Genomic DNA, 24,998 nt, shown 5'->3' on the forward strand with positions numbered 1-24,998 from the left:
TGGGCAGAGCCGGAGCCGCTCCGGCGCCCGAGGGAGGGAGACCCCACCGTGACCACCGCTTCCACCACACCGAGCCGAGTCCCCGCGCTGAGCCGCCCCGTCGCGGTACTCGGCCCGACCATCGCCGCCGTCGTCGCCAACCTGATCATCTGGGCCATCGCCAAGGCGGCGGGGGTGAACTTCGAGGCCACCAACAACGGCGAGGTGGGCGAGGTGCCCGCGAGCGGCATCGTCTTCATCACGGCGGCGCCGATGCTGGTCGGGCTGACCGCCGCGGTGCTGCTCGCCTACCGCTGGCCCGGCATCCTGCGGATCGCCGCGATCGTCGGGTCGGTGCTGGCCATCCTCACCATCGGGCTGACCATCGCCACCGACTTCGATCTGTCGTCCACCATCGCGCTCGCGCTCATGCACGTCACGCTGGTGCCCGCCATCGTGATCGGGCTGGAGGGGCTGCGGCGCAAGCTGGCCGAGCAGGGCAAGGCAGCCTGATCACGAGGTCCGGCGCCCGTGCCAACCCGGCGCGGGCGTCAGACCTTGCGGTTGAAGAGCAGCTTCCACGGCATGAGCGCCGACTCCAGCTGCACCGCGAAGCTCATCTTGGAGTCGCCGATGGTGCGCTCCTCGAAGCGGATCGGCACCTCGGCGATGGTGTAACCGCGCTTGACGGTGCGGTAGTTCATCTCGACCTGGAACGAGTAGCCGTTGCTGCGGATCGAGCCGACCTCGATGGCGCGCAGTGTGTCGGCCTTCCACGCCTTGAAGCCCGCGGTGGCGTCCTTGACACCGAGCCGCAGGATGGCGTTGACGTAGAAGTTGGCCCAGGCGGAGAGCGCCTTGCGGTACCACTTCCACTCCTCGGCGGTGGAGCCGCCCGGCACGTAGCGGGAGCCGAGGACGACGCCCGCGTCGGTGTCGCGCAGCTTCTCCAGCATCGCCGGGATCACCTCGGCCGGGTGCGAGAGGTCGGCGTCCATCTGGATCACCACGTCGGCGCCCTCGTCGAGGGCGCGGGTGATGCCCGCGATGTAGGCCCGGCCGAGGCCGTCCTTCTCGGTGCGGTGCAGCACACCGACGACGGCGGGCAGCTCGGCGGCGAGCTTGTCGGCCACCTCGCCCGTGCCGTCCGGCGAGTTGTCGTCCACGACGAGGATGTGCAGGTCGGGGATGGACAGCGACGTCAGCCGCTCCACCGCGACCGGCAGATTATCCCGCTCGTCGTAGGTCGGCACAACAACGGTAACCCTCAAGGGTCGCCCTCCCAGCTCACCTGTTCACGCGCCGCGGGCATGAAGACCCGCGAGCGTTCGCCTGATTCCGGGGAAACGGTACTCGATCCGCGCGCGGGGAAGCCGGGCGGCGGGGTGGGTTCAGCCGCCCTCGCTCCAGTTCCGGTCGGAGCGGTCGGCCTGTTCGTTTCGCGCCCTTGCGATTTCCAGCGCGCGCTCGGCCGTCGCCTGGTCCGGGTAGGGGCCCATCCGGTCCCGGAACCAGCACTGCCGCCCGCGCTCGGCCCTGTTGTGCTTCAAGCAGTAGTACCAGCGTTCAGCCATGCTCTCAGCATTCCACCGGAGCGGGCTCCCTACACGGGACTCACGCGAACGACCGGCTCGGTAATTTTGACCCGAGTTCATCTCAGGGCCGCTATGGTTACGTGTTCACACCTAGCGTATGGGGGCACTCGCTGATGACCGTCGATACCGGAGCGCGCCGGGAGAGCCCGCGATCCAAGCGAAGCACCATCCTCGCGGTCGCGATCGACCAATTCGGCCGGGTCGGCTACGACCACACCAAGTGGGCGTCGATCGCGGACGAGGTCGGCATCGGCCAGACCGCGCTCTACCACTACTTCGAGTCCAAGGCGCACTGCCTGCTCACCATCATGCGGCTGGAGCTCGCCGACACGGTCGAGCGCTTCGACGCCGCCACCGACGGCATCGACGACCCGGCCGCCGCGCTGCGCGCCGCCGCCGCCGGCGCGCTGGCCGCAACGCCGAGTGACGCGCTGCAGCGGCGCATCCTGCAGAACCACCTGGATCTGCTGGCCGCGCCGCGGCAGTCGGAGAAGGAGGAGGCCGAGCGGCTGCGCTCGCGCGGCCTGGTGCAGGAGATCGAGGCGCGCTGGGCCGAGCTGATCCAGCGCGGCATCGATGCGGGCGACTTCGCCGACGCCGATCCGCGCACCCTCGGCAGGCTGGTGCTCGGCATGGTCATCAGCGTGTGGCGCTGGTACCGCCCGGACGGCCAGCTGACCCTGGATCAGATCATCGAGACGGTGAGCGACGCCGCCGTCCGCGCGGTCCGCGGGTAGCGGGCCCGCCTCTGCCCCGGAAACGCGAAATCCCCCTGATCGGCGACGATCAGGGGGAATGTGGCCAGGGCCGGGATCGAACCGGCGACCTTCCGCTTTTCAGGCGGACGCTCGTACCAACTGAGCTACCTGGCCGCAGGCAACTGCGAAACGGCTGCCATACGCGAAGTGCCGGATTTCTCCGGCACTCGTGTGCGACCCTGACGGGACTCGAACCCGCGACCTCCGCCGTGACAGGGCGGCGCGCTAACCAACTGCGCCACAGGGCCTTACTTTGCTACCAACGACCCGAAGGCCGTACCCCCTACGGGATTCGAACCCGCGCTACCGCCTTGAAAGGGCGGCGTCCTAGGCCGCTAGACGAAGGGGGCTCGTTCCGGATCTCTCCGGATCGGCTTTCAACGTTGTCCGCTGGGAGCTCGCATAGCTTATGACAGACCGCCCCGGATTCCCAAACCGGCTGGTCAGATACCCAATCCGAGTTCTTCGAGCCGGGCGGATGCCTGCCAGCCGTTGCTGTGGAACTTATCTGCCCACTCCTGGGTGGCCATGGCCTCGATCACCACCTCCAGCGCCTCCTGGAACCGCGAGCGCAGATCGATCCCGCCGCCGAAGACGTCGATCAGGTACCGCTGGCCGGCCAGCGCGGCCGCCAGGGTCCGGGTGAACCGGTCCGGGTCGGCATCCGCGCGCAGCTGCCCCTGCTCCATCGCGCGCACCGCCAGTGTCTTGGTGGCGCGGCCGATGATCCGGCTGCCGCCGGTCTGTACGTCGCGATAGAAATCGGGCTCGATGATGAGCCGGTACTCGGCCTGCACGATGATGTCGTGCTGCAGCCGGAGCGCCATCTCGTCGATCATCCCGTGCAGAACGTCGAGCGGCCCGAGATCCGTTCGGGTGAGCCAACGTTCGGCGGATGCGCGATATCGCTCGATCGCCGTGTCGAGGACGGCGCGCGCCAGGTCCTCCTTGGAGTCGAAATGGAAGTACATCGCCCCCTTGGTCGCCCGCGACCCTTCCAGTATCCGATTGAGCGACGCCGCGGCGTAGCCGCTCTTCCCGAATTCAACGGCGGCGGACCTGATGATCGCCGCACGTGTCCGGCGGGCCCGCTCTTGCTGCCGTGCCATGCTCGAAACGCCTCCGAAGCTTACTCGCCGCCGCTGGCTAACCCCCCTTGGGAAGAAACCGGCAGCGCATAATGACGACTCTTGTTTACACTTCAACCTGGGTTTTCGCCCAATTACAAACTTTGGGTACGGAAACTCGGTATAAAACTCGAAACACACCAGCTGGTATAGTTCCTCTGCCCGGGTGCGCCGCAGGGGGTGCGCATCCGGGCGTTTTTCGTCTCGAATCGGCCTCCTCCTGCGGCGTTCGACTCCAGCGGTACCGCGATCGGGGGCCCCGATCGCGGCGCGGCCCGGGAGAGCCGTACACATCCCGAATCAATCACGATCCGCTCGCGCGCGGTGTTTCTCCCGAATTTCACCAGGCCGCCACCGTACCTGGAAACCGCATCCGGCACGTGGCAAACCGAGGGGTCTGCCGTCGCGATCGCCAGAATTCGCATTCCGGCAAACCGTCCGCAATCGGTTATAGGTGGCGAACTCACCGCTATTTCGGACCGAACGGAACGGGCGCCGGGCCACCGGCCCGACAGCTCCGCGCGGCCGGTTTCCGGCCCCGCACCGGCGCACCCGATCCGTTCCGGGCGCCCCCGCGCGCCCGGCTGTCTCCCCCCGCAAATCCAAAGGCTTTGCTGGACAACATATTTCGATGATAGGCATGGACCGGAGCAGAGGCGAAGCCGGGGCTGCGGATTCCGGGGCACATCGACCCGATCCGGCGCCGCGTTACCCGAGCGGCTCGCGCCACCTGCGGAATCCCCTCGCGCACGGTCGGTTCGGGCACGCGGAACGGCTTCCGAACGGAAGGACCGCGAATATCGGAGCGATTCCCACCGCGGAGAAGATGTGATGCCCATCATTCCGAGGCAAGCACGCCGAAGCGACCGAAGCGGAGTGGTGAGCGTCCTCGACCGGGGGAACCTGGAGCGTGGTGCCCCCTGTAGGACTCGAACCTACGACCTAGTGATTAAAAGTCACCAGCTCTACCAACTGAGCTAAAGGGGCTCGGTCGGACACAGTACCCGACCACCACGCGCGGGCACGAGCAGGATTCACCGCCACCTCTACACATTTGCCTTATCTCGCCAGAAGCTCTCCGGCCCCGCCGGGCGAGCGCCGCGCCAGCAAAAGCTACCGACGGGTAGCAGGATCGCGGCCCCGTTCGGCGGCCCGCCGGGACTCCCCGCGGCGCCGGAATCCGCCGATGCCAGGCGGATACCGCCACCCCACCGCGCTCCCGGCGCCTGCGGGCCGCCGGTCGGATCCGGTGAGAGCCCCGCTCCCGCGCTGTAACCCAGGCCACGCCCAGCTAACGACGGGGCCCGCCGGACGATAGTCCACGGAACGCCGCGGAGCCCTAGAATCGGGGTGGTCGCCCCCCTGGTTCAGGGGGCGATACGGACGTGGTCGGAGCGGCCTGACGGTAGCGGACAGCACCCGAAGATGCGTTTCGCATCACACCTACGGTGCCGTAAGGTATGGCCGCATCGGCTTCGGTCTACCGTGGAAAACGACCCGAACGACCGCACGCACCGACTGAGAAGGGCACAAGACACTATGGCAAGGGATCTGACTCAACTCGAGCTTCTGACAGAGTTGGAGCCGGTTGCCGAAGAGAACGTCAACCGGCACATCTCCATGGCCAAGGAATGGCACCCCCACGACTACGTGCCGTGGGACGAGGGCCGCAACTTCGCCGCCATGGGCGGTGTGGACTGGGCGCCGGAGCAGTCCCACTTGAACGAGGTCGCCAAGGCGGCCATGATCACCAACCTGCTGACCGAGGACAACCTCCCCTCCTATCACCGGGAGATCGCGGAGAACTTCTCGCAGGACGGCGCGTGGGGCACCTGGGTCGGGCGCTGGACCGCCGAGGAGAACCGGCACGGCATCGTGATGCGGGACTACCTGGTGGTCACCCGCGGTGTCGATCCCGTCGCCCTCGAAGAGGCGCGGATGATCCACATGACCAACGGCTTCGCCTCCCCCACCGAGGCCGACGCCGGCTTCCTGCACTCGGTCGCCTACGTGACCTTCCAGGAGCTGGCCACCCGGGTCAGCCACCGCAATACCGGCAGGGTGTGCGACGACCCGATCGCCGACCGCATGCTGCAGCGCGTCGCCGCCGACGAGAACCTGCACATGATCTTCTACCGCAACCTCTGCGGCGCGGCGCTCGACCTCTCCCCCGATCAGGCGCTGGACGCGATCACCCTGATCCTGGAGAACTTCCAGATGCCGGGCGCGGGCATGCCCAACTTCCGCCGCAACGGCGTACTGATGGCCAAGCACGGCATCTACGACCTGCGCCAGCACCTCGAAGACGTGGTCAACCCGGTGCTGAAGAAGTGGCAGATCTTCGAGCGCGACGATTTCAGCCCGCGCGGCGAAGAGGTCCGCGAGCGGCTCGCGAAGTTCCTGGAGAAGCTGGGCGCCGACGTGCTCAAGTTCGAGGAGCAGCGCGACCGCATGCTGGCCCGCGAGGCCAAGAAGCGCGAGCTGGCGACCACCGGCAGCTGACGCCACGGACCCCGGCACCGCCGGGCAGCTGCCCGGCGGTGCCACACTGGTAACCGTGACGACGCTGGAAGCCGCGACCGCGGCAGCAACGGGCAACGCGCTGCGGATCGGCCCCTACCCGGTCGATCCGCCGGTGGTGCTGGCCCCGATGGCGGGCATCACCAACCTGGCGTTCCGCAAGCTCTGCCGCGAGTTCGGCAGCGCGACCTCGCTCTACGTCTGCGAGATGATCACCGCGCGGGCCATCGTGGAGCGGAACGAGAAGACGCTGCACATGATGTCCTTCGACGCGGACGAGCACCCCAGGTCCATGCAGCTCTACGGGGTCGACCCGAAGACGCTGGCCGAAGCGGTACGGATCGTGGCGGGCGAGGGCTGGGCCGACCACATCGACATGAACCTCGGCTGCCCGGTGCCCAAGGTGACCAGGCTCGGCGGCGGCGCGGCGCTGCCCTACAAGCGCTCGCTCTACGCCGAGATCGTCAAGGCCATGGTGCGCGCCGCCGAGCCGTACGGCGTCCCGGTGACCATGAAGTTCCGGATCGGCATCGACGACGAGCACCACACCTACCTGGACGCGGGGCGGATCGCCGAGGCCGAGGGCGCTCAGGCGGTCGCGCTGCACGCGCGGACCGCGGCCCAGCGCTACTCCGGGCAGGCGGACTGGACCGCCATCGCGAAGCTCAAGGAGCACGTGACCACCATCCCGGTGCTCGGCAACGGCGACATCTTCGCCGCCGCCGACGCGGTGCGGATGATGGCGGAGACCGGCTGCGACGGCGTCGTGGTCGGCCGCGGCTGCCTCGGCAGGCCGTGGCTCTTCGCCGAGCTGGCCGCCGCGCTGCGCGGCGAGCCCATGCCGGAGCCGCCGAACCTGGGCCGGGTCGGCGAGGTGCTGTATCGGCACGGCGCGCTGCTCACCGACCACGACGGCGAGGACAAGGCCATGCGCGATCTGCGCAAGCACATGGCCTGGTACCTGATGGGGTTCCCGGTCGGCTCCGAGCTGCGGCGCGCCTTCGCGACCGTCTCCCGGCTGTCCGAGCTCGCCGGGCTCGTCGAGCAGCTGGACCGGGAGGCGCCCTTCCCCCGGGACGCGGAGGGGCCGCGCGGGCGGCAGGGTTCGCCGGGCAAGGTCGCGCTGCCGCACGGCTGGCTGGACGACCCCGACGACCCGGCGGTTCCGCACGCCGCGGACGTCATGCACAGTGGCGGTTGATCGTTGCGTGCGGCAGAAGTGGCCTGCCGTGGCGTAATCGTTATCATTGCGGCATCGGTCACGCCGGTCGACACGGCCTGATGCGGCAGCAGGGATCGGGAAAAGCGAGGTTCGTAGGTGGCTGACGATCGGCAGGGGCGTTCGCCACGTCCGGGAGGCCGCCCCCCTTGGGAGCGGTACCCGGCCGGGAGCGAGCCCGAGGCGGACGGCGCGCACTCGTCCCGCCGGTCCAGGCACTCGGAGGACGGTGACGAGTCGGCGTCGGCTCCGCTCACCGTGCACGACCTCGTGCAGAAGGTCGACAGTGAGCGGGTCGCGCGGCGACGGCGGCCGGATTCGCAGGGCGAGCAGCGCAGGCCGAGCGGGCAGGGTGCCGCGCGGCGGGAGCCGCCACCCGCGCGCGGCAGGGGTGGCTCGCCGGTCGCGGGGGATATCGCCGGTGCCGCACCGGCTCCGGGGCGGCCGAGCGATCCCGGGCGGCCCGCTCCGGGGCGGCGCGCTCCGAGCCGCGAAGATCCGCCTCGGGCAGGCGGGCGGGGGGCCCCCGGACGCCAGGCGCCGGCACCGGACGAATCAGCCCGTCGACAGCCCCCCCAACGGCCGACCCCCGCCCGCGACGACGTCGCCCGGCCAGCGGGACGCCAGGCTCCCGCCCGCGACGAGCCCGCCCCTCCCCCCGGACGCCAGGCGCCCGGCCGCGCCGAGAAGCCAGCCCCCGAACCCGCCGCCGACTCCACCCGGGTGCACCGGCAGGCACCGGCCGCGGGCCCGTCCCGAGCCAGGGCGGAGAAGGGCCGCAAGCCCCCGGTACCACCGCGCGGCCCGGTCGCCGACGAACCCGCCGAGGACGTCACCGAGGAGATCCCCCCGATCGAGCCGGGGCCGGAGCCGCGCAAGACCGGCGACGCCCCGCGCGGCCGGAAGGCGCGCAGCGCGGAGCAGCCGCGCGCGGTCGGCCCGCGGAAAGCGGGCGCCACCGGCGTCAAGAGCAAGCGGGGCCGCTTCGCACTGCGGTCGTCCGTGGCCGCGGTCGCGGTGATCGCCCTGCTCACCACCGGCGGCGGCTGGAGCTACCTGCGCGCGACCGACAGCGGCTTCACCCAGGTCAATGCCCTTGACGAGAACCCGGAGGACGTGCTCGACTCGGACCTGCAGCTCGGCGACGAGAACTTCCTGATCGTCGGCACCGACACCAGGGCCGGGGTGAACGGCGACATCGGCGCCGGCACGCTGGAGGACGCCGAGGGCGCCCGCGCCGACACCGTCATGCTGGTCAACATCCCCAAGAACCGCTCCCGCGTCGTCGTCGTCTCCTTCCCGCGCGACCTGGACGTCACCCGCCCGCAGTGCCAGGGCTGGGACAACGACAACGGCACCTACACCCAGGAGACCTTCCCCTCCGCCATGGGCGACAAGCTGAACGCGGTCTACGCGCTAGGCGGCCCGCGCTGCCTGGTGAACGTGGTCCGCAAGATGAGCGGGCTCAGCATCAACCGCTTCATCGGCATCGACTTCGCCGGCTTCGAGGCCATGGTGGACCAGGTCGGCGGCGTCGAGGTGTGCAGCACCAAGCCGATCATCGACGACACCCTCGGCACCATCCTGGAGACCTCGGGCAAGCAGATCGTGAGCGGCCAGACCGCGCTGAACTACGTCCGCGCCAGGCACGTCTACGGCGAGGAGCGCAGCGACTACGACCGGATCAACCGGCAGCAGAAGTTCCTCGCCTCGCTGCTGCGCGGCGCGCTCTCCAGCAAGGTGCTGCTCGACCCCGGCAAGATGAACGGCTTCGTCTCCGCCTTCACCAGCCACACCTTCGTCGACAATGTGCGCAGCCAGGACCTGCTCATGCTCGGCCGCTCGCTGCAGAAGATGAGCGCGGGCGCGGTCACCTTCCTGACCATCCCGACCGCGGGCACCACCTCCTACGGCAACGAGATCCCGCGCGACACCGACATCAAGGCGCTGTTCCGCGCGGTCATCGACGACCAGCCGCTGCCGGGCGAGCAGAAGGCGCCGGAGATCACCACCGAGGCGGAGCCCGCGCCCGCCGAGCCGACGGCCAAGCTCACCGCCGTCGACCCGAGCATCGTCTCGGTGCAGGTGTCGAACGCCTCCGGGATGGAGGGCTCCGCGCAGCGCACCGCCACCAAGCTGAGCACGCAGGGCTTCGGCATCTACACCACCTCGAACTACGCGGGCGGGACCTCGCCGAGCACGAAGGTCAGGTACGCCACCGGGCACGAGGCGGAGGCGGCGACGGTCGCCAGCTCGATCCCGGGCGCCAGCCTGGAGCGCGCCGACGAGCTCGGCAGCATCATCGAGCTGGTGCTCGGCGAGAGCTACGCGGGCACGGTGGTGCCGCCGACCCCGGTCGGGACCACGTTGCCGAGCGTGCCGCTGGGCACCCCGGCGAGCGCCGCGCCGGTCGCGCTCCCCTCCGACCTGGAGCACATGAACGCCGCCGACGACACCTGCAAGTAGCGGTTTGCCGGGAATGCGCCCGGACCGGGCGCATCACCCGCCATTCACCCGTCGTTGGTGACGCGGAAAGTCGCGGACACTAGTCTCTGCCCATGCGTGTCATCTACAACGAGCAAATGGCCGACCTCGCCGATCTCCTCGGCGAGATGGCCGGACTCGCGGGCGCCGCCATGGAGCGGGCCACCCAGTCGCTGCTGCAGGCCGACCTCGGGCTGGCCGAACAGGTGCTCTCCCAGGACGACCGGATCGCCGAGATGATCAGCGACGCCGAGGAGCGCGCCTTCGCGCTGCTCGCGCTGCAGGCCCCGGTCGCGGGCGACCTGCGCCAGGTGGTGAGCGCCATCCAGATCGTGAACGACGTGAACCGGATGGGCGCGCTCGCCCAGCACGTCGCCAAGGTGACCAGGCGCAGGCACCCCGCGCACGCGCTGCCCGAGGCGGTGAACGGCTACTTCGCCGAGATGGGCCGGATCGCGGTCAGCATGGGCGCCAGCGCCAAGGAGGTGCTCGCGACCCGCGATCCCGAGCGCGCCCTCGAACTCAACGAGGAGGACGAGGCGATGGACGACCTGCACCGCCACCTCTTCACCCTGCTCATGGACCGGGACTGGAAGCACGGCGTCGCCGCCGCCGTCGACGTCACCCTGCTCGGCCGCTACTACGAGCGCTTCGCCGACCACGCCGTCGAGATCGGCCGCCGGGTCGTCTTCCTGGTCACCGGCGAGCTCCCCGTGAGCACCGACGAGAAGTAGTCGCACTCCGCTCGCCCGGCGTTCGCGCCGGGCGAGCCCCCCCATCGGACACGCGAAAGGCCCGCGCGCGAGCGCGGGCCTTTGTCGTCGCGGGCGGATCAGCCGAAGCGGCCGGAGATGTAGTCCTCGGTGGCGCGCTTCGACGGGTTCGAGAAGATCTTCTCGGTGTCGTCGATCTCGATCAGCTTGCCCGGCTTGCCCTGGGCCTCCAGGTTGAAGAAGCCGGTCTGGTCGCTGACCCGGGCAGCCTGCTGCATGTTGTGCGTGACGATCACGATGGTGAACTCCTTCTTGAGTTCCGTGATCAGGTCCTCGATCGCCAGGGTGGAGATCGGGTCGAGCGCGGAGCAGGGCTCGTCCATCAGCAGCACGTCGGGCGAGACGGCGATGGCGCGGGCGATGCAGAGCCGCTGCTGCTGGCCGCCGGAGAGGCCGCCGCCCGGCTTGTCCAGCCGGTCCTTGACCTCGTTCCAGAGGTTGGCGCCGCGCAGCGACTGCTCGGCCACCTCGTCCAGTTCCTTCTTGCCGCGCACGCCCTGCAGCTTCAGCCCGGCCACCACGTTGTCCCGGATGGACATGGTGGGGAACGGGTTCGGGCGCTGGAACACCATGCCGATGGTGCGGCGCACGCCGACCGGGTCCACCTGGGAGCCGTAGATGTCCTCGCCGTCGAGCAGCACGGCACCCTGGACGCTGGCGTTCGGGGTGACCTCGTGCATGCGGTTCAGCGAGCGCAGCACGGTCGACTTGCCGCAGCCGGATGGCCCGATGAAGGCGGTGACGCTGCGCGGAAGCACCGTGAGCGCGACATCGGCGACGGCGTGGAACTTGCCGTAGAAGATGTTCAGGTCTTTGACGTCGATACGCTTGGCCATTGTTTCGTTCCGCCTCTATCGGTTCCGCGTGAGCAGCTTGTTCACGACCGCGGCCGCCGCGTAGAGCGCCGCGATCAGCAGGATCAGCGTCAGGGCCGCGCCCCACACCCTGAGCCGGCCCGCCGGCTCGGGGTTCGCCAGCTCCTGGTAGATGAGCAGCGGCAGGGAGGCCATGTTGCCGTCGAACACGTCGGTGTTGATCGACTTGCTGTAACCGACCAGCACCAGCACCGGCGCGGTCTCGCCCATGACGCGGGCGAGCGCGAGCAGCATGCCGCTGAGCATGCCGGGCAGGGCGGTGGGGATGACGATCCGCACGATCGTCTTCCACTTCGGGATGCCGAGTGCATAGGACGCCTCGCGCAGCTCGTCCGGCACCAGCTTGAGCATCTCCTCGGTGCTGCGCACCACCACCGGCAGCATCAGCAGCACGAGGGCGAGCGAGACCGCGAAGGCGCTCTGCGGGAAGCCGAAGGTGGCGATCCACAGCGCGAAGATGAACAGCGCGGCGACGATCGATGGCACGCCCGCCAGGATGTCGACCATGAAGGTGGTGGTCTTGGCGAGCCAGCCGCGGCCGTACTCCACCAGGTACACCGCGGCCATGATGCCGAGCGGCACCGCGAGCACGGCGGCGATCAGGGTCTGCACGATGGTGCCGTAGATCGCGTGGTAGACGCCGCCGCGGCTCTGGTCCGGCAGCACGCCCTTCTGCGAGTTCAGCCACCAGTCGGAGCTGAGCACCGCCTCGATGCCGCTGGTGATGACCAGGCCGAGCACCCAGACCAGCGGGATGAGCGCGATCACGAAGCAGATCGCGACGACGACGGTGGCGATGTGGTTCTTGACCCTGCGGCCGGTGCTGATCGCCCGGAAGGCGGGCGCCTTGATCGGCTTGTCGAGTGTGGTGGTCATCAGCCGTTCACCCTTCCGCCGGACGCGACCCGCGCCAGCGCGTTGACGACGAAGGTCAGCGCGAACAGCACGAAGCCCGCCGCGATATAGGCACCGGTCGGCAGCGGCGCGCTGAACTCCGAGGCCGCCGAGGCGATCTTGGAGGCGAAGGTGTAGCCGCCGTCGAAGAGCGACCAGTTGCCCGCCTGCGACGCCGTGCGCAGCACGACGAGGACGGCGATGGTCTCACCGAGCGCGCGGCCGAGGCCGAGCATGGAGCCAGCGATCACGCCGGAGCGGCCGTAGGGAAGCACCGTCATCCGCACGACCTCCCACTTGGTGGCGCCGAGCGCCTGGGCGGCCTCGATGTGCGCCCGCGGGGTGAGGTTGAAGACCTCGCGGGCGACCGAGGTGATGATCGGCAGGATCATCACCGCGAGCACCACGCCCGCGGTGAAGATCGTGCCGCCGCCGGCCAGCGAGACGTTGCCGTCCGAGAAGAGGAAGAACCACCCGAGCTTGTCGTTCAGGAAGGTCTGCACCGGCTCGATCTGCGGAGCGAGCACCAGGAAGCCCCAGAGCCCGAAGACGATGGACGGCACCGCCGCGAGCAGGTCGACCAGCGTCGCGAACGGGCGGGCCACCTGCTTCGGCGCGTACTGGGTGAGGAACAGCGCGATACCGATACCGATCGGCACCGCGATCACCAGCGCGAAGATAGAGCTCAGCACGGTGACCATGAACAGGTCGCGAATGCCGAAGCGCAGGTCGTCGGCGTTCGAGGTGTTGAACTCGGTGCTGGTGAAGAAGTTGGCGTTGTTCGCCATGACCGATGGCACCGCGCGGATCAGGAGGAACAGCGCGATCAGGGCGATGGCGGCCACGATGGTCGCGCCCGCCGCCGTCGCCAGCGACCGGAACAGGACCTCGATCCGCTGGCTCGACGCCTTCTTCGTCCGGCCGGGGCCGGGCTCGTTGCTCGGCGGCTTCGTCATGGACGATGATTCTCCGCCCGCAGTCGGGCTCGTCGCGGTGGACGAGCCCTCGGCGGACACCTCAGGGTGCACGGTCATGGCCTACTCGATCAGGAAATCGCGTTGATGGCGGTGGTCAGGCGGGTCTTGAACTGGTCGGGGATCGGCACGTAGCCGCTCGCGTCCAGGCCGTCCTGCCCGTTGTCGATCGCCGAGGTGAGGAACGCCTTGACCGCGGTGGCGGTCGCGCCGTCCGTGTACTTCGAGCAGACGATCTCGTAGGTCGGCAGGATGATCGGGTACGCGCCTGCCGTGGTCGGCTTGTAGAACGAGGAGACGTCGAGCACCAGGTCGTTGCCCTGGCCCTTGATCTTCACGCTGTCGATCGCCTTGGCCGCGGAGGTGCTGGTCAGCTCGACCGGCTCCGGGCCGGCGGCGGTGACGATCCGCGCGACCGACAGGTTCTGCGACTTGGCGAAGGACCACTCGTTGTAGGTGATGGCGTTCTTGGTGTTCTTCACCGCGGCGGTGACACCCTCGTTGCCCTTGGCACCCTCGCCGACGCCGCCGTTGAAGGCCTTGCCGGTGCCCTTGCCCCACGCGCCGTTCGCGGCGGCGTCCAGGTAGAGCTGGAAGTTGTCGGTGGTGCCCGACTCGTCCGAGCGGAAGATGACCGCGATCGGGGCCGAGGGCAGCGTCGCGCCCGGGTTCAGCGCCTTGATCTCCGGGGCGTCCCAGGTCTTGATGGTGCCGTTGAACACCTTGGCGGCGGTGGCGCCGTCCAGCGCCAGGTTGGTCACGCCGTCGATGTTGTAGCTGACCGCGATCGGGCCGAAGACGGCGGGCAGGTTCCACGCCGGGGCCCCGCCGCAGCGCTCGGCGGCCTTGGCCACCTCGCCCTTGCTCTCGCTCAGCGGCGAATCGGAGCCGGCGAAGTCGGTCTGGCCGCCGAGGAACTCGTTGACGCCTGCGCCGGAACCACTCGAGGTGTAGTTCAGGGTCGAGCCGTCGCAGTTGGCCTCGTAGGCGGCGACGAAGCGATCCATCGCGTTCTTCTGCGCCGAGGAGCCGCTCGCCTTGAGGGCCTCCTTGCCACCGCAGGCGACGTCGACCGTCGAGCCGGTGTTCTCCGTGGTGTTGTCATCGCTACCACAGGCGGAAAGGACCATGGCCCCTGCGGCCAGCACACCGACAAGGGCGCTGCTGCGCTTGAACTTCACTATTCCTCCGGAATCGCATGCGACACGCCCGGTCCCTCACCGACCGAGCGGGTGTTCTGGTGCGGAGCGTTCGCGGGGAACTTGCGCACCAGGGCAGCCACCGAGCCGCCCGTACACAAAGTAAGGTCGCCCGGTTGACAGTTGGACCAGGCTGAGTGAACGGAAAATGAACACACCGGCGCGGGCGCGGAGGCTCCCTTACGATTTGCCGTCCGTTTACTGGAGCGTCTCCAGGACGACCGTCAGGCGACCGGCGCGGCGTAGGCGACGTCCACGTGCGCGGGCGCGAAGCCGAGCCGGGTGTAGGTGCGGACGGCCGCGGTGTTGTCCGCCTCGGTGTAGAGCAGCACCTCGCCGAGGCCGCGCGCGCGAAGGTGGTGCAGCCCGGCCAGGGTCAGCAGCCTGCCGAGCCCCCTGCCCTGCGCCGCCGGGTCGATCCCGACCACGTACACCTCGCCGACCGGAGGGCTCTCGTCGGAGTGCACCTTGGTCCAGTGGAATCCGAGCAGCCGCTCCGGATCGGCGGCGACGGTGGCGACGAAGAGACCTGCCGGGTCGAACCAGTCGGCCGCGCGCCTGGTCGCGATATCGCGCTCGGTCCAGCCGCCCTGCTCGGGATGCCAGTCGAACGCGGCGTTGTTCACCCGGAGCAGTTTGGCGTCGTCGGCCGCGCCCGCGCCGCCCGGACCGCGGTAGGTGCGCAGCACGATGCCGTCCGGAACGACCAGCTCGGGTAGCTCCGGCGTAGCCAGTGGCCGCCGCATCTGCCAGAGCTCGCGCGCGGTGCGCAGCCCGAGCCGCCCGGCCACCGCCTTCGCGGCGGGCAGGTCGCCGTGCGCCCACACCCGCGCGCCCGCGCCGCCCTCCGCCAATACGCGGGTGACCAGGGCGGATCCGATGCCGTGGCCGCGCGCGGCCGGGGCGACCGCCACCTCGGCCATGGCCGGGTGATCACCGTGCGCCGGAACGAGATTGGCGTACCCGGCGGGTTCGCCGCCGTGCCGGGAGACCAGGTGCCGCGCGCCTGCCGCGGGGTCGGCGAGCGAGAGCACGGCCGCCTCGGAGACCGGCGCGACGCCGTCCGCCGCGGTCGCCGCGGCGAGCAGTGCGCGCACGGCGGCGGCGGTCGGCTCGTCCAGCCGGTCGCTCCAGTCGGTGCCGGTCACTGCGCGGTGCCGTTGTTGACCGGGGCGAGCGGGGCGTCCCCGGCCGGCTGCTCGCCGTCGTCGGCGCCCGCGGGTTCGCCCTTGGCCGCGGTGCGGGACGGGCGGACGGCCTTGTACCCGACATTGCGCACGGTGCCGATCAGCGACTCGTAATCGCTGCCCAGCTTGGCGCGCAGCCGCCGCACGTGCACGTCGACCGTGCGGGTGCCGCCGAAGAAGTCGTAGCCCCAGACCTCCTGCAGCAGCTGGGCCCTGGTGAAGACCCGCCCCGCGTGCTGGGCCAGGTACTTCAGCAGCTCGAACTCCTTGTAGGTGAGGTCGAGCGGGCGGCCGCGCAGCCGCGCGGTGTAGGTGCCCTCGTCGATCACCAGCTCGCCCAGGGTGATCTTGCCGGTGTTCTCCGGGCTCGCGGCGCCGCCGTTGCGGCCGACCAGCAGCCGGAGCCTGGCGTCGAGCTCGGCCGGGCCGGTGCCGGGCAGCAGGATGTCGTCCAGACCCCAGTCGGCGTTCACCGCGACCAGCCCGCCCTCGGTCAGCACGGCGACGACCGGCACCGACGACCCGGTGCTGCCGAGCAGCCTGCACAGCCCGCGGGCCGCCGCCAGATCGGTGCGCGCGTCCACCAGGGCGACATCCGCGGTTCCGGCCTCGAGCAGCGAGGAGACCTCGGTCGGCGCCGGGCGCACGTGGTGCGCGAGCAGCGCTAGCGAGGGCAGTACCGACTCGGGGTTGGGGTCGGAGGTCAGCAGGAGCAGCTCCACAAGCCCTCCTCCATCTCGTGGCGCGCGGACCGGTCGGCCGCATCGCCGGGTCCACATCGCATCATCACAGGTGATTCCGGGAGAAAGATTAGCGCGTCGGTCCCGATAGTCCGGGTTCACACGGCCCGGAGGCCCCGGCGCGGGTGCCGATCGGGCCGCCGCGACTAGGGTCGAGCCATGCGCAAGCTGATCATCGGGCTGCTGGTACTCGCGGGACTGGTGGTGGTCGCCGACTTCGGGGTCGCCGCCTACACCGAGTACCGCGTGTCGCGCACGCTCCGCGACGGCGCCGACCTCAGCGCCGACCCGGAGGTCACCATCCACGGCTTCCCGTTCTTCGCCCAGGCGCTGGACGGCCGGTTCGAGACGGTCGACATCAGGGCCAGCGCCAAGCGGCCGGACCTGCCCGGCGAGATCGCGCTGGAGGCCACGCTCACCGGCGTGCACATGGAGGTCGGCGACCTCTCCGACGGCCGGGTGCGCAACATCCCGGTCGAGCGGGTCGCCACCAGGATGCGGATCGAGCCGACCGAGCTCGGCAGGCTCTTCGGCATCCCGGACCTGCAGGTGCACTCCAGGCCCGCGGACAAGTCGGACGGCACCGGCGGCTCGGGTGGGTCGGGGATGACCACCGCGGGCGCGCTGGTGCTCACCGGGACACTGCCCGAGCAGACCGGCGGGACGGCCGCCCCGTTCGGCGACGGCGAGTCCGAGAAGGTCAGCGTGATGGCCGATCTGCTGCTCGACGGCGACGAGGTGCGGATCGTGGCGACCGGCATGTACAAGGGCACCCTGGCCGACGCCACCCCGACCGCCGTGGTGCCGGAGGCGGAACGCCCGGCGGTGCTCGAGCGGTTCACCCGTACCATCGACACCGAGGAGCTGCCCTTCGGCGTGCGGCCGACCGAGGCGTTCGCGCTCGGCGGTCAGATCGTGGTGGAGGGCCGCGGCGAGAACGTGACGATCGATCTGGATCGGCTCGGCATCGGGCGCCGCTGATCGGCTCCTCCCGCCCGTTCGTCCCCGGAGAAAGCCGTCATGATCGAGATCGTCGTTCTGGTTGTGGTCCTGCTCGCCGCCGCCGCGGTCGGGTTCGCACTGCGGGCGCGCGAGGGCAAGCTGCGCGACGCCGCCCCCAAGGCGGTGACCGGCCCCGGCTCCGCGACCGACCGCCGCACCGAGCTGCTCGCCGAGGTCGGCGTCACCGGTGGTGGCCCCGCGGTGCTGCACTTCTCCGCCGAGTGGTGCGGGCCGTGCGCGGCGGTGCGCCGGGTGGTGGCGGGCGTCACCGAGGATCTGTCGGCGACGCCGCAGGCCCCGCAGGACATCGAGGTCGACATCGACGCCGAGCCCGCGCTGGCCCGCGAGCTGAACGTGCTCTCGCTGCCGACCACCTTCGTCTTCGACGCCGAGGGCAGGGAGCGCTTCCGCATCTCCGGCGTCCCCAAGGCCGACGCACTGCGCTCCGCACTGGTTCCGCTCACCGCGTGAAGTAACTCTGACCTGGCCGGAAACCCGGAAATTCCGGGTCTCCCGACGAATCCCCCGACGGACCCGGTAAACTTGACGTCGTGCAATCCGACCACGAGCTGATGCTCACCCGACGCCGCACGGTCGATCTGTGTCGGCTCGGGGGTTGTTGCTGCCTGTGCCGCTGAGCGGTCGGCCCCCTCAGAGTTCCTGACGCCGACCTGCGTTCACCGCGTGTGAGATCCCTCGATCCCCGGTGAACGGGCCCGATCCCAACCCGATCCGCCATAGAACTCACGCGCAGGAGATTCCCTTGGTTTCCGAAGCCACCCCCACCCGCACCTCCCCCGATGTGGTCGACGTCCGCGGCCCCCGCTTCGCGGCCTGGGTCACCAGCGCCGTGCTGGTGGTCGTCCTCGTGCTCGCGGCCTTCTCCCCGGTCGCGGCGGCGATCGTGCTGGCGGCGCAGGCCGTCGTGTTCGCCGTCGGCGCCGCGGTCGGCCCGAAGAACAGCCCCTACGGGCGGATCTTCCGCGCGGTGGTCGCGCCGCGGGTCGGCCCGCCCACCGAGACCGAGCCGACGCCACCGCTGCGGTTCGCCCAATTGCTCGGCCTGGTCTTCAGCGCCGTCGGCCTGCTGGGTTTCCTGGCCGGCTCCCCCCTCGTCGGTGTGATCTTCACCGGCTTCGCCCTGTTCGCCGCGTTCCTGAACGCCGCGTTCGGGATCTGCCTCGGCTGCCGGATCTATCCCCTGGTCGCCCGATTCCGCCGGACCCCGGCACCGAACTGACTCTGCACGTTCGTCGAAAGGAAAGTGCACATGGCTCGCTCCGATGTCCTGGTCTCCGTGGACTGGGCCGAAGAGAACCTCAACGCCCCCGGCGTCGTCTTCGTCGAGGTCGACGAGGACACCTCCGCCTACGACGGCGGCCACATCGCGGGCGCTGTCCGGCTGGACTGGAAGACGGATCTGCAAGATCCGGTCCGGCGCGACTTCGTGAACCAGGAGCAGTTCTCCGACCTGCTCTCGGCGCGCGGCATCTCGAACGACGACGAGGTCGTGCTCTACGGCGGCAACAACAACTGGTTCGCGGCCTACGCGTACTGGTACTTCAAGCTGTACGGCCACAACAACGTCAAGCTGATCGACGGCGGCCGCAAGAAGTGGGAGCTGGACGGCCGTCCGCTCTCCACCGACGCGGTGAGCCGCCCGGCCACCCAGTACAAGGCCTCCGCGCCGGACCTGTCGATCCGCGCCTTCCGCGACGAGGTCATCGCCGCGATCGGCACCAAGAACCTGGTCGACGTGCGCTCGCCCGACGAGTTCTCCGGCAAGATCCTGGCCCCCGCGCACCTCCCGCAGGAGCAGAGCCAGCGCCCCGGCCACATCCCCGGCGCCATCAACGTGCCGTGGAGCAAGGCGGCCAACGAGGACGGCACCTTCCGGTCCGACGCCGAGCTGGCCGAGCTCTACAAGGAGGCCGGGCTGGACGGCGAGAAGGAGACCATCGCCTACTGCCGGATCGGCGAGCGCTCCTCGCACACCTGGTTCGTGCTGCAGGAGCTGCTCGGGCACCAGAACGTCAAGAACTACGACGGCAGCTGGACCGAGTACGGCTCGCTCATCGGTGCCCCCATCGAGCTGGGAGCGTGACGACCATGTGCTCAGCACCCACCCAGGGACAGGACATCCCGGCAGGCGTCGACGTCGAGAAGGAGACGGTCATCACCGGCCGCGTTCTCGCCGAGGACGGCCAGCCGGTCGGCGGCGCCTTCGTGCGGCTGCTCGACGGCAACGGTGACTTCACGGCCGAGGTCGTGGCCTCCGGCACCGGCGACTTCCGCTTCTTCGCGGCGCCGGGCAGCTGGACGCTGCGCGCCCTCTCCTCGACCGGCAACGGCTCCGCCGAGGTGGCGCCGGAGGGCGCCGGAATCCACAACGTGGACGTGACCGTCGCCAAGTGACGTGTGCCGGACGGCCCCGGGGTTCCGCGGAACCCCGGGGCCGTTCGCATGTCCGGGGCCGTCCGCGCGGGCCTGCGGCCGGGCCGATAGACTCGCTCCGTGGTCCTCTTCTTCGAGCTTCTGCTGGTGGCCGTGTCCATCCTGATCGGATGGTTCGGCCTGTACGTCTTCTACCGGTTGTTCACCGAATCATGAGCGAACTCGCGAGCGAGGGTCCGGATCCGAGCGAGCGAGCGAGTGACACGGAGAACGGTGCGGTGCCCGCCGCCCGGCTCAGCGGCGACGCAGCCGTCGCCGGTGCGGTCGAGCGGTCCAAGTCGACCAGCGGCCGGAACATTCCGACGCTGCCCGATCTCCCCTTGCCCGACGACACCGCGAACCTGCGCCTCGGCCCCGATCTGAACCCGGCCATGCTGGCGCTGCTCCCGATGGTCGGCGTGTGGCGCGGCGAGGGCGAGGGCAACGAGCCGGGCCGGGGTGACTACCGGTTCGGCCAGCAGATCGTCGTCTCGCACGACGGCGGCGAGTACCTGGCCTGGGAGTCCCGCTCCTGGTTCATCGAGACCGACGGCTCCTACGGCGGCCCCGATCTGCGCGAGACCGGCTTCTGGCGGGTCGGCGTGGACGGCAAGGACGAGGTCATCGAGCTGCTGCTCACGCACAGCAACGGCATCGTCGAGCTCTTCTACGGCCACGCGCTCACCCAGTCGTCCTGGGAGCTCGCCACCGATGTGGTGATCCGCAGCCAGTCCGGCATCGTCGTCGGCGGCGCGAAGCGGCTCTACGGCATCGTCGACGGCGGCGACCTGGCCTACGTCGAGGAGCGCGTCGTCGCCGACGGCCCCCTCCAGCCCCGCCTCTCCGCCCGCCTCCAGCGCTACGTCGGCTGAGTCAGCCGCGCCTACCGACTTCGGTCAGGTCGATATCGATCGGGAACGGCACGGAGCTGCGCAAGCGGTCGTGGAAGATTCCGGCGGGGCTGTAGCGGTCGGTCGCCGGGTCGATCTCGTAGAGGTAGGCGACGGCGTCGGAGCCGCGGCGTTCGATGCGCCAGTAGTGCGGGATGCCCGCCCTGGCGTACTTGACCGGCTTGGTGTCGCGATCGCGCTCCTCCGAGTCGGGCGAGACCGCTTGCACGGCGAGCACGACATCGGCGGCGAAGTAGTGGGTGGACGGTGCCTCGCGCTCGTACGCCTCCGCGCTCACGACGATCACGTCCGGCTTCGGCATCTGTCTGGCGCCGAGCTTCACCGTCATCTCCCGGTCGGCGCGCCACTGCGGCGGCGCCTGCCGATCGAGCTCCCGCAGGAATCGGGATACGACACGACTGTGCCACTTCTCCTGCGGGCTCACGAAGATGAGACTCCCGTCGATGAGCTCGGTGTGCCGGGGCAACCCGTCGAGCCGCACGAAGTCCTCGACGGTGAATCCGCCGGGCGGCGGGATCACCCAGTCGGGCAGCGGGTCGACGGTCATGACACAAGCCTAACGGCGGGCTGGAAAAGGGACGACCCCCGAGCTGTGCGGTGCCGACTTGGTCGGTGCCGCTCCCGGACGGACTGGCCGGGGGCTCGGGGGCCGGGTGACTGCCTGGAATTCGCTCGCGCAACGCGTAGGGAATTCCCGCAGCGGTGGCGCTAGCTGACAGCCACCTCACGTGTCCTTGAACTATGCATTCTGGGAACCACCTCCTTCCTCGTGTACCACGAATCTAGTAGCGGTTCAGGAAACCGGCAACGTATTTTCGCCGAGGGCGGACAGGTGCAGGACCAGGTCGGCGCGGTGGGTGTCCGGCAGCTGGTGGGTGACCACGACGACGGTGCGGCCGGGGGGCACCAGGGGGTCGTCCGGGTCGAGCAGGCGGCGGAGCAGGGCTGCGCCCGCCTCGGCCTCCAGGTGCTCGGTGGGTTCGTCGAGGAGCAGGACCTCGGCGGGGGCGAGCAGGGCGCGGGCCAGCAGGAGCCTGCGGCGCTGGCCGCCGGAGACCGCGGCGGCGCCGCCGGTGAGGACGGTGTGCAGGCCGTCGGGGAGGGTCGTCAGCCAGTCGCCGAGGCCGACCGCGCGGAGTGCCTCGGTGGCCTCGGGCTCGGTGATGTCGCCGCGGGCGACGCGGAGGTTCTCCAGGATCGAGGTGCCGAAGAGGTGGGCGTCCTCGGCGAAGAAGGTGGTGCCTGGTTCGGGGGTGTCGAAGAGGCCGGCCCAGTGCATGAGGAGGGTGGTCTTGCCCGCGCCGCTGGGGCCGATGACGGCGATTCGCTTCGCGTCGCGGGGGCGTTCGGGGAGGCGCAAGTCGGCGGGGTCGGTGGGCAGTTCGAGCCCGCGAGGCCGGTGCAGCGCGGCAGGGCCGGTGGGCGGGTCGAGCACACGGGGGCGGCGCAGCGCGGCAGGGTCGGCGGGCAGGTCGAGCGCGCGGGGGCGGTGCCGGGCGGCAGGGCTGGTGGGCGGGTCGAGCGCGCGGAGGCGGTGCAGGGCGGCGCGGCCGGTGGTGAGGGCTTGGGCGGCCGCGGGGAGTGCGGCCACCGCTTCGAAGGCAGAGAGGGGGACCAGGACGAGCATGGTGAGCGCCATGGGGCTCATCCCGGCGGGGGTGCCGCCGGTGGGGCCGTAGAGCGCCAGCCCGGTGAGCAGGGCGCCGAGCACGCTGACGCCGATGCTCGCCGGTAGCGCGGCGGCCGCCCAGGCGCTGCGGGAGGCGGCGCGGTCCTCGGCGGCGACGGCGCGGGCGCTCGCGGCGGCGGCCGCGGCCATGGCCTCGGGGAGGCGACCGGCGACCCGGAGCTCGGGCGCGTGGTCGAGCACGGTGACGGCGCGGGCGGTGAACTCGGCGCGGTCGGCACGCACCGCCCGCTCGGCGTCGGCGGCCGCGGTGGCGGCGAGCCACGGCGCGAGCAGCGCGGAGACCAGCAGTGCCGCCGCGAGGACGAGGGCGGCGAGCGGGGCGAGCAGGACGAGCAGCAGGACGGCGGCGGCCGAGAGCACCAGCGCGACCGCGCACGGCACGACGGCGCGGACCACGACGGCGCCGAGGTCGTCGATGTCGGCGCCGATGCGCACCAGCAGGTCGCCGCGGCGCAGCACGGTGGCGTCGGCGCGGTCGCGGCGGCGCAGCCAGGCCCGCGAGCCTGCCAGGGTGCGGTAGGTGGCGGTGCGGGCGGTGTTCTGCGCGCGCAGCGCGACATCGTGGGTGGCGAGGCGCTCCAGGTAGCGGCAGAGGCCGCGGGAGATGCCGAGCGCGCGCACGGCGACCACCGCGACGGTGAGGTCGAGGACCGGCGGCATCTGCCAGGCCCTGGCGATGAGCCAGGCCGCGAGGGCGGCGAGGGCGAGGCCGCTGCCGAGGGCGAGCACACCCCAGGTGATGGCGGTGGTGAGGCGCCAGGGGTTCCAGGCGAGGAGTTCGCGCAGGTCGCGCAGGTCTGCGCGGAGCCGCCGGATCGCGCCTGCGCTCACGGGACCACCTCCGCGACCCGTGCCGCCACCTCGACCACGACATCGCCCGCGGCGAGCACCGACTCCCGGTGCCCGACCACGACGACCGTCGCCCCCGCGGCGGCGCGCTCGCGGAGGGCGGCGAGGACCGCGGCCTCGCTCGCGGCGTCGAGGTGGGCGGTCGGCTCGTCGAGCAGGAGGACGGGGCGATCCGCGCAGAGCACGCGGGTCAGCGCGAGCCGCTGGCGCTGGCCGAGCGAGAGCCCGGCGCCGCCGACGCCGACGACGGTGTCCCAGCCGTTCGGGAGCTCGGCCAGCACCGCATCGAAACCGGTCGCCGCACAGGCAAAGTCGAGATCGACCGGGTGGGCGCCGAGCAGCTCCAGATTCTCCCGCAGGGTGCCGGGCACCAGGACGGGCCGCTGCGGCAGCCAGGCCAGCCGGGACCACCACTGCTCAGGATCGAGCGCGGCCACCTCGGTGCCGTCCACCGTCACCCGGCCGGAGTCCGGCGCGGCGAGGCCGAGGATCACCTGCAGCGCGGTCGACTTTCCGCACCCGTTCGGCCCGGTCAGCACCGTCACCACACCCGGCCGCAGCACGGCGGAGAGCGCGGAGGGCGCCGCCCCGGAGCGGCTGTCGACGGAGAGCCGCTCCAGCTCGATCACCGCCGGAGCCACCCTGCGCTCCGCGCGCCGCGCTGCCGTCGTGGCCGTCGTGGCCGTCGTGGCCGTCGTGGCCGTCGCAGCCGTCGCGACTGTCGCGGCCACCGTGCGAGAACCGGCCGAAGCACCCTCCGCGCCGAGCACCGCGAAGGCGCGATCCGCCGCCGCCATCCCGTCCTGCGCGGCGTGGAACCGCTCCCCCACCGTGCGCAGCGGCAGGTACACCTCCGGCGCCAGGATCAGCGCGACCAGCCCGGCGTAAAGCCCCATCTCGCCGAAGACCAGCCGCAGCCCGATCGAGACCGCCACCAGCGCCACGCTCAGCGTGGCGAGCAGCTCCAGCACCGCCGAGGAGAGGAAGGCGACGCGCAGCGTGCGCATGGTGCGCACGCGCAGCGACTCGCCGAGCTCGGCCACCACCCCGGCCATGCTCCGCTCGCCGCCCTCCCGGCCGAGCGCGCGCAGCGTCGGCATCCCGGCGAAGAGGTCGAGCACCTGGTCGGAGAGGCGGGTGGTAGCGGCGAGGGTGGCCGCCGCCCGCCCCTGCGTGAGCAGCCCGATGAGCACCATGAAGATCGGGATGAGCGGCAGCGTGAGCAGCACGATCCCGCCGGAGACCGGGTCGTGCAGCGCGATCACCGCCAGCACGATGGGCGGGACCGGCACGGCGAGCAGCAGCGCGGGCAGGTACCCGGTGAGGTACCCGCGCAACCCGCCGAGCCCGGTGCCGACCACGACGGCCAGCTCGGTGCGGTGCCGCTCCAGTTCGCGCGGCGGCAGCGCGGCGCCCGCGGCGAGCACGGCCCGCTCCAGCTCGGCGACCACGCTCGCCCCGGCCCGGTGCGCCAGCCGCGACTGCCACCAGGTGACCACGGCCCGTCCGGTGAGCGCGGCGACGAGTGCGAGCAGCTCCGGCGTCCAGGCGCCGAAGCCGCGGGCGGCCGGGTCGGTGATCACCCCGGCCAGCACCCGGGCCAGCGCCACCGCGGTGACCACGATGGCGACCGTGGTGAGCAGCGAGAACACAACGGTGAGAACGAGATACGGCCGAGCCGACCGCGCATACCGCCACAGCCGCGGATCGATCGGCGCGCGGCGCGCCATCACTCCGCGCCTGTTCCGCACGCGCGGGGCGCCGGGTTGCCGCGCCCGGCGCCCGCCTC

Annotated in this window: 24 protein-coding genes and 4 tRNA genes; 12 read left to right on the plus strand and 16 right to left on the minus strand. The window is 70.9% G+C overall.

Features of this window, described 5'->3' with window-relative positions:
* Positions 1-48 precede the first annotated feature (48 nt).
* Positions 49-492, plus strand: coding sequence for a DUF6069 family protein (locus ACFUJ1_RS13565; RefSeq protein WP_378645437.1), 444 nt, complete (start codon positions 49-51; stop codon positions 490-492).
* A gap of 38 nt (positions 493-530) precedes the next feature.
* On the opposite strand, the gene ACFUJ1_RS13570 is transcribed toward ACFUJ1_RS13565, so the two are convergent.
* Together ACFUJ1_RS13570 and ACFUJ1_RS13575 are read right to left on the minus strand one after the other, a co-directional pair.
* Complete coding sequence (locus ACFUJ1_RS13570) at positions 531-1,265, minus strand: polyprenol monophosphomannose synthase (protein WP_269821909.1); 735 nt, start codon at positions 1,263-1,265, stop codon at positions 531-533.
* Between the two features lie 105 nt (positions 1,266-1,370).
* Positions 1,371-1,553 (minus strand): hypothetical protein, encoded by a 183-nt coding sequence (locus ACFUJ1_RS13575; RefSeq protein WP_233015838.1) that lies wholly within the window; start codon positions 1,551-1,553, stop codon positions 1,371-1,373.
* A gap of 134 nt (positions 1,554-1,687) precedes the next feature.
* On the opposite strand from ACFUJ1_RS13575, the gene ACFUJ1_RS13580 reads away from it, so the two are divergent.
* Positions 1,688-2,311: a TetR/AcrR family transcriptional regulator gene (locus ACFUJ1_RS13580; RefSeq protein WP_378645439.1), complete on the plus strand. Its 624-nt coding sequence runs from the start codon at positions 1,688-1,690 to the stop codon at positions 2,309-2,311.
* 61 nt (positions 2,312-2,372) lie between these two features.
* Here ACFUJ1_RS13580 and ACFUJ1_RS13585 read toward each other — a convergent pair.
* The 5 genes from ACFUJ1_RS13585 to ACFUJ1_RS13605 form a co-directional block, all read right to left on the minus strand.
* A tRNA-Phe gene (locus tag ACFUJ1_RS13585) sits at positions 2,373-2,446 on the minus strand.
* Between the two features lie 60 nt (positions 2,447-2,506).
* Positions 2,507-2,580 (minus strand) — tRNA-Asp (locus tag ACFUJ1_RS13590).
* 29 nt (positions 2,581-2,609) lie between these two features.
* Positions 2,610-2,682, minus strand: a tRNA-Glu gene (locus ACFUJ1_RS13595).
* 93 nt (positions 2,683-2,775) lie between these two features.
* Positions 2,776-3,441: a TetR family transcriptional regulator gene (locus ACFUJ1_RS13600; protein ID WP_378645440.1), complete on the minus strand. Its 666-nt coding sequence runs from the start codon at positions 3,439-3,441 to the stop codon at positions 2,776-2,778.
* Positions 3,442-4,370: 929 nt separating this feature from the next.
* Positions 4,371-4,446 (minus strand) — tRNA-Lys (locus tag ACFUJ1_RS13605).
* Between the two features lie 552 nt (positions 4,447-4,998).
* Here ACFUJ1_RS13605 and ACFUJ1_RS13610 point away from each other — a divergent pair.
* From ACFUJ1_RS13610 to phoU, 4 genes are all read left to right on the plus strand, one after another.
* Complete coding sequence (locus ACFUJ1_RS13610) at positions 4,999-5,961, plus strand: acyl-ACP desaturase (protein ID WP_378645442.1); 963 nt, start codon at positions 4,999-5,001, stop codon at positions 5,959-5,961.
* 64 nt (positions 5,962-6,025) lie between these two features.
* Positions 6,026-7,180, plus strand: a complete 1,155-nt coding sequence (gene dusB / locus ACFUJ1_RS13615; RefSeq protein ID WP_378645723.1) for a tRNA dihydrouridine synthase DusB — start codon at positions 6,026-6,028, stop codon at positions 7,178-7,180.
* 741 nt (positions 7,181-7,921) lie between these two features.
* Positions 7,922-9,664: an LCP family protein gene (locus ACFUJ1_RS13620; RefSeq protein ID WP_378645444.1), complete on the plus strand. Its 1,743-nt coding sequence runs from the start codon at positions 7,922-7,924 to the stop codon at positions 9,662-9,664.
* Positions 9,665-9,756: 92 nt separating this feature from the next.
* A complete protein-coding gene (phoU, locus tag ACFUJ1_RS13625) occupies positions 9,757-10,416 on the plus strand; it encodes a phosphate signaling complex protein PhoU (RefSeq protein ID WP_378645445.1) in 660 nt (219 codons plus the stop codon).
* Positions 10,417-10,514: 98 nt separating this feature from the next.
* Here phoU and pstB read toward each other — a convergent pair whose 3' ends face one another.
* The 6 genes from pstB to ACFUJ1_RS13655 form a co-directional block, all read right to left on the minus strand.
* Positions 10,515-11,291, minus strand: a complete 777-nt coding sequence (gene pstB / locus ACFUJ1_RS13630; protein WP_067647266.1) for a phosphate ABC transporter ATP-binding protein PstB — start codon at positions 11,289-11,291, stop codon at positions 10,515-10,517.
* A 15-nt stretch (positions 11,292-11,306) separates the two neighbouring features.
* Positions 11,307-12,206: a phosphate ABC transporter permease PstA gene (pstA, locus tag ACFUJ1_RS13635; RefSeq protein WP_233015831.1), complete on the minus strand. Its 900-nt coding sequence runs from the start codon at positions 12,204-12,206 to the stop codon at positions 11,307-11,309.
* Positions 12,206-13,180 carry a phosphate ABC transporter permease subunit PstC gene (pstC, locus tag ACFUJ1_RS13640; protein WP_378645447.1) on the minus strand — a complete coding sequence of 325 codons (975 nt, stop codon included), beginning with the start codon at positions 13,178-13,180 and terminating at the stop codon, positions 12,206-12,208. Before pstC ends, pstA begins: the two co-directional genes overlap by 1 nt.
* A gap of 89 nt (positions 13,181-13,269) precedes the next feature.
* A complete protein-coding gene (pstS, locus tag ACFUJ1_RS13645; protein WP_378645449.1) occupies positions 13,270-14,379 on the minus strand; it encodes a phosphate ABC transporter substrate-binding protein PstS in 1,110 nt (369 codons plus the stop codon).
* A gap of 242 nt (positions 14,380-14,621) precedes the next feature.
* A complete protein-coding gene (gene mshD / locus ACFUJ1_RS13650; RefSeq protein ID WP_378645450.1) occupies positions 14,622-15,545 on the minus strand; it encodes a mycothiol synthase in 924 nt (307 codons plus the stop codon).
* Positions 15,542-16,306, minus strand: a complete 765-nt coding sequence (locus ACFUJ1_RS13655; protein ID WP_378645452.1) for a winged-helix domain-containing protein — start codon at positions 16,304-16,306, stop codon at positions 15,542-15,544. Before ACFUJ1_RS13655 ends, mshD begins: the two co-directional genes overlap by 4 nt.
* A 177-nt stretch (positions 16,307-16,483) precedes the next feature.
* Here ACFUJ1_RS13655 and ACFUJ1_RS13660 point away from each other — a divergent pair, with 177 nt between their 5' ends.
* From ACFUJ1_RS13660 to ACFUJ1_RS13685, 6 genes are all read left to right on the plus strand, one after another.
* Positions 16,484-17,305, plus strand: a complete 822-nt coding sequence (locus tag ACFUJ1_RS13660; protein WP_378645453.1) for an LmeA family phospholipid-binding protein — start codon at positions 16,484-16,486, stop codon at positions 17,303-17,305.
* A gap of 39 nt (positions 17,306-17,344) precedes the next feature.
* Positions 17,345-17,797, plus strand: coding sequence for a thioredoxin family protein (locus ACFUJ1_RS13665; RefSeq protein ID WP_378645455.1), 453 nt, complete (start codon positions 17,345-17,347; stop codon positions 17,795-17,797).
* 286 nt (positions 17,798-18,083) lie between these two features.
* Entirely contained in the window at positions 18,084-18,566 is a 483-nt protein-coding gene (locus ACFUJ1_RS13670; protein WP_378645725.1) for a DUF4395 domain-containing protein, read from the plus strand.
* A 30-nt stretch (positions 18,567-18,596) separates the two neighbouring features.
* Positions 18,597-19,430, plus strand: coding sequence for a sulfurtransferase (locus ACFUJ1_RS13675; RefSeq protein ID WP_378645456.1), 834 nt, complete (start codon positions 18,597-18,599; stop codon positions 19,428-19,430).
* Positions 19,431-19,435: 5 nt separating this feature from the next.
* Positions 19,436-19,741, plus strand: coding sequence for a DUF1416 domain-containing protein (locus ACFUJ1_RS13680; RefSeq protein ID WP_233015823.1), 306 nt, complete (start codon positions 19,436-19,438; stop codon positions 19,739-19,741).
* 191 nt (positions 19,742-19,932) lie between these two features.
* Complete coding sequence (locus tag ACFUJ1_RS13685; protein WP_378645458.1) at positions 19,933-20,631, plus strand: FABP family protein; 699 nt, start codon at positions 19,933-19,935, stop codon at positions 20,629-20,631.
* A gap of 1 nt (position 20,632) precedes the next feature.
* Here ACFUJ1_RS13685 and ACFUJ1_RS13690 read toward each other — a convergent pair whose 3' ends face one another.
* From ACFUJ1_RS13690 to cydD, 3 genes are all read right to left on the minus strand, one after another.
* Positions 20,633-21,217 (minus strand): Uma2 family endonuclease, encoded by a 585-nt coding sequence (locus tag ACFUJ1_RS13690; RefSeq protein WP_378645459.1) that lies wholly within the window; start codon positions 21,215-21,217, stop codon positions 20,633-20,635.
* Between the two features lie 246 nt (positions 21,218-21,463).
* A complete protein-coding gene (gene cydC, locus ACFUJ1_RS13695; RefSeq protein WP_378645461.1) occupies positions 21,464-23,191 on the minus strand; it encodes a thiol reductant ABC exporter subunit CydC in 1,728 nt (575 codons plus the stop codon).
* The gene (gene cydD, locus ACFUJ1_RS13700; RefSeq protein ID WP_378645462.1) at positions 23,188-24,939 is read right to left on the minus strand and encodes a thiol reductant ABC exporter subunit CydD; all 1,752 of its coding nucleotides are present in this window, start codon (positions 24,937-24,939) and stop codon (positions 23,188-23,190) included. The genes cydC and cydD overlap by 4 nt, the downstream gene beginning before the upstream one ends.
* Between the last annotated feature and the right edge of the window lie 59 nt (positions 24,940-24,998).

Origin of the sequence: Nocardia sp. NPDC057227 (assembly GCF_042669725.1) — a bacterium.
In the GTDB taxonomy this organism is placed as follows: Bacteria; Actinomycetota; Actinomycetes; order Mycobacteriales; family Mycobacteriaceae; genus Nocardia; species Nocardia asteroides_A.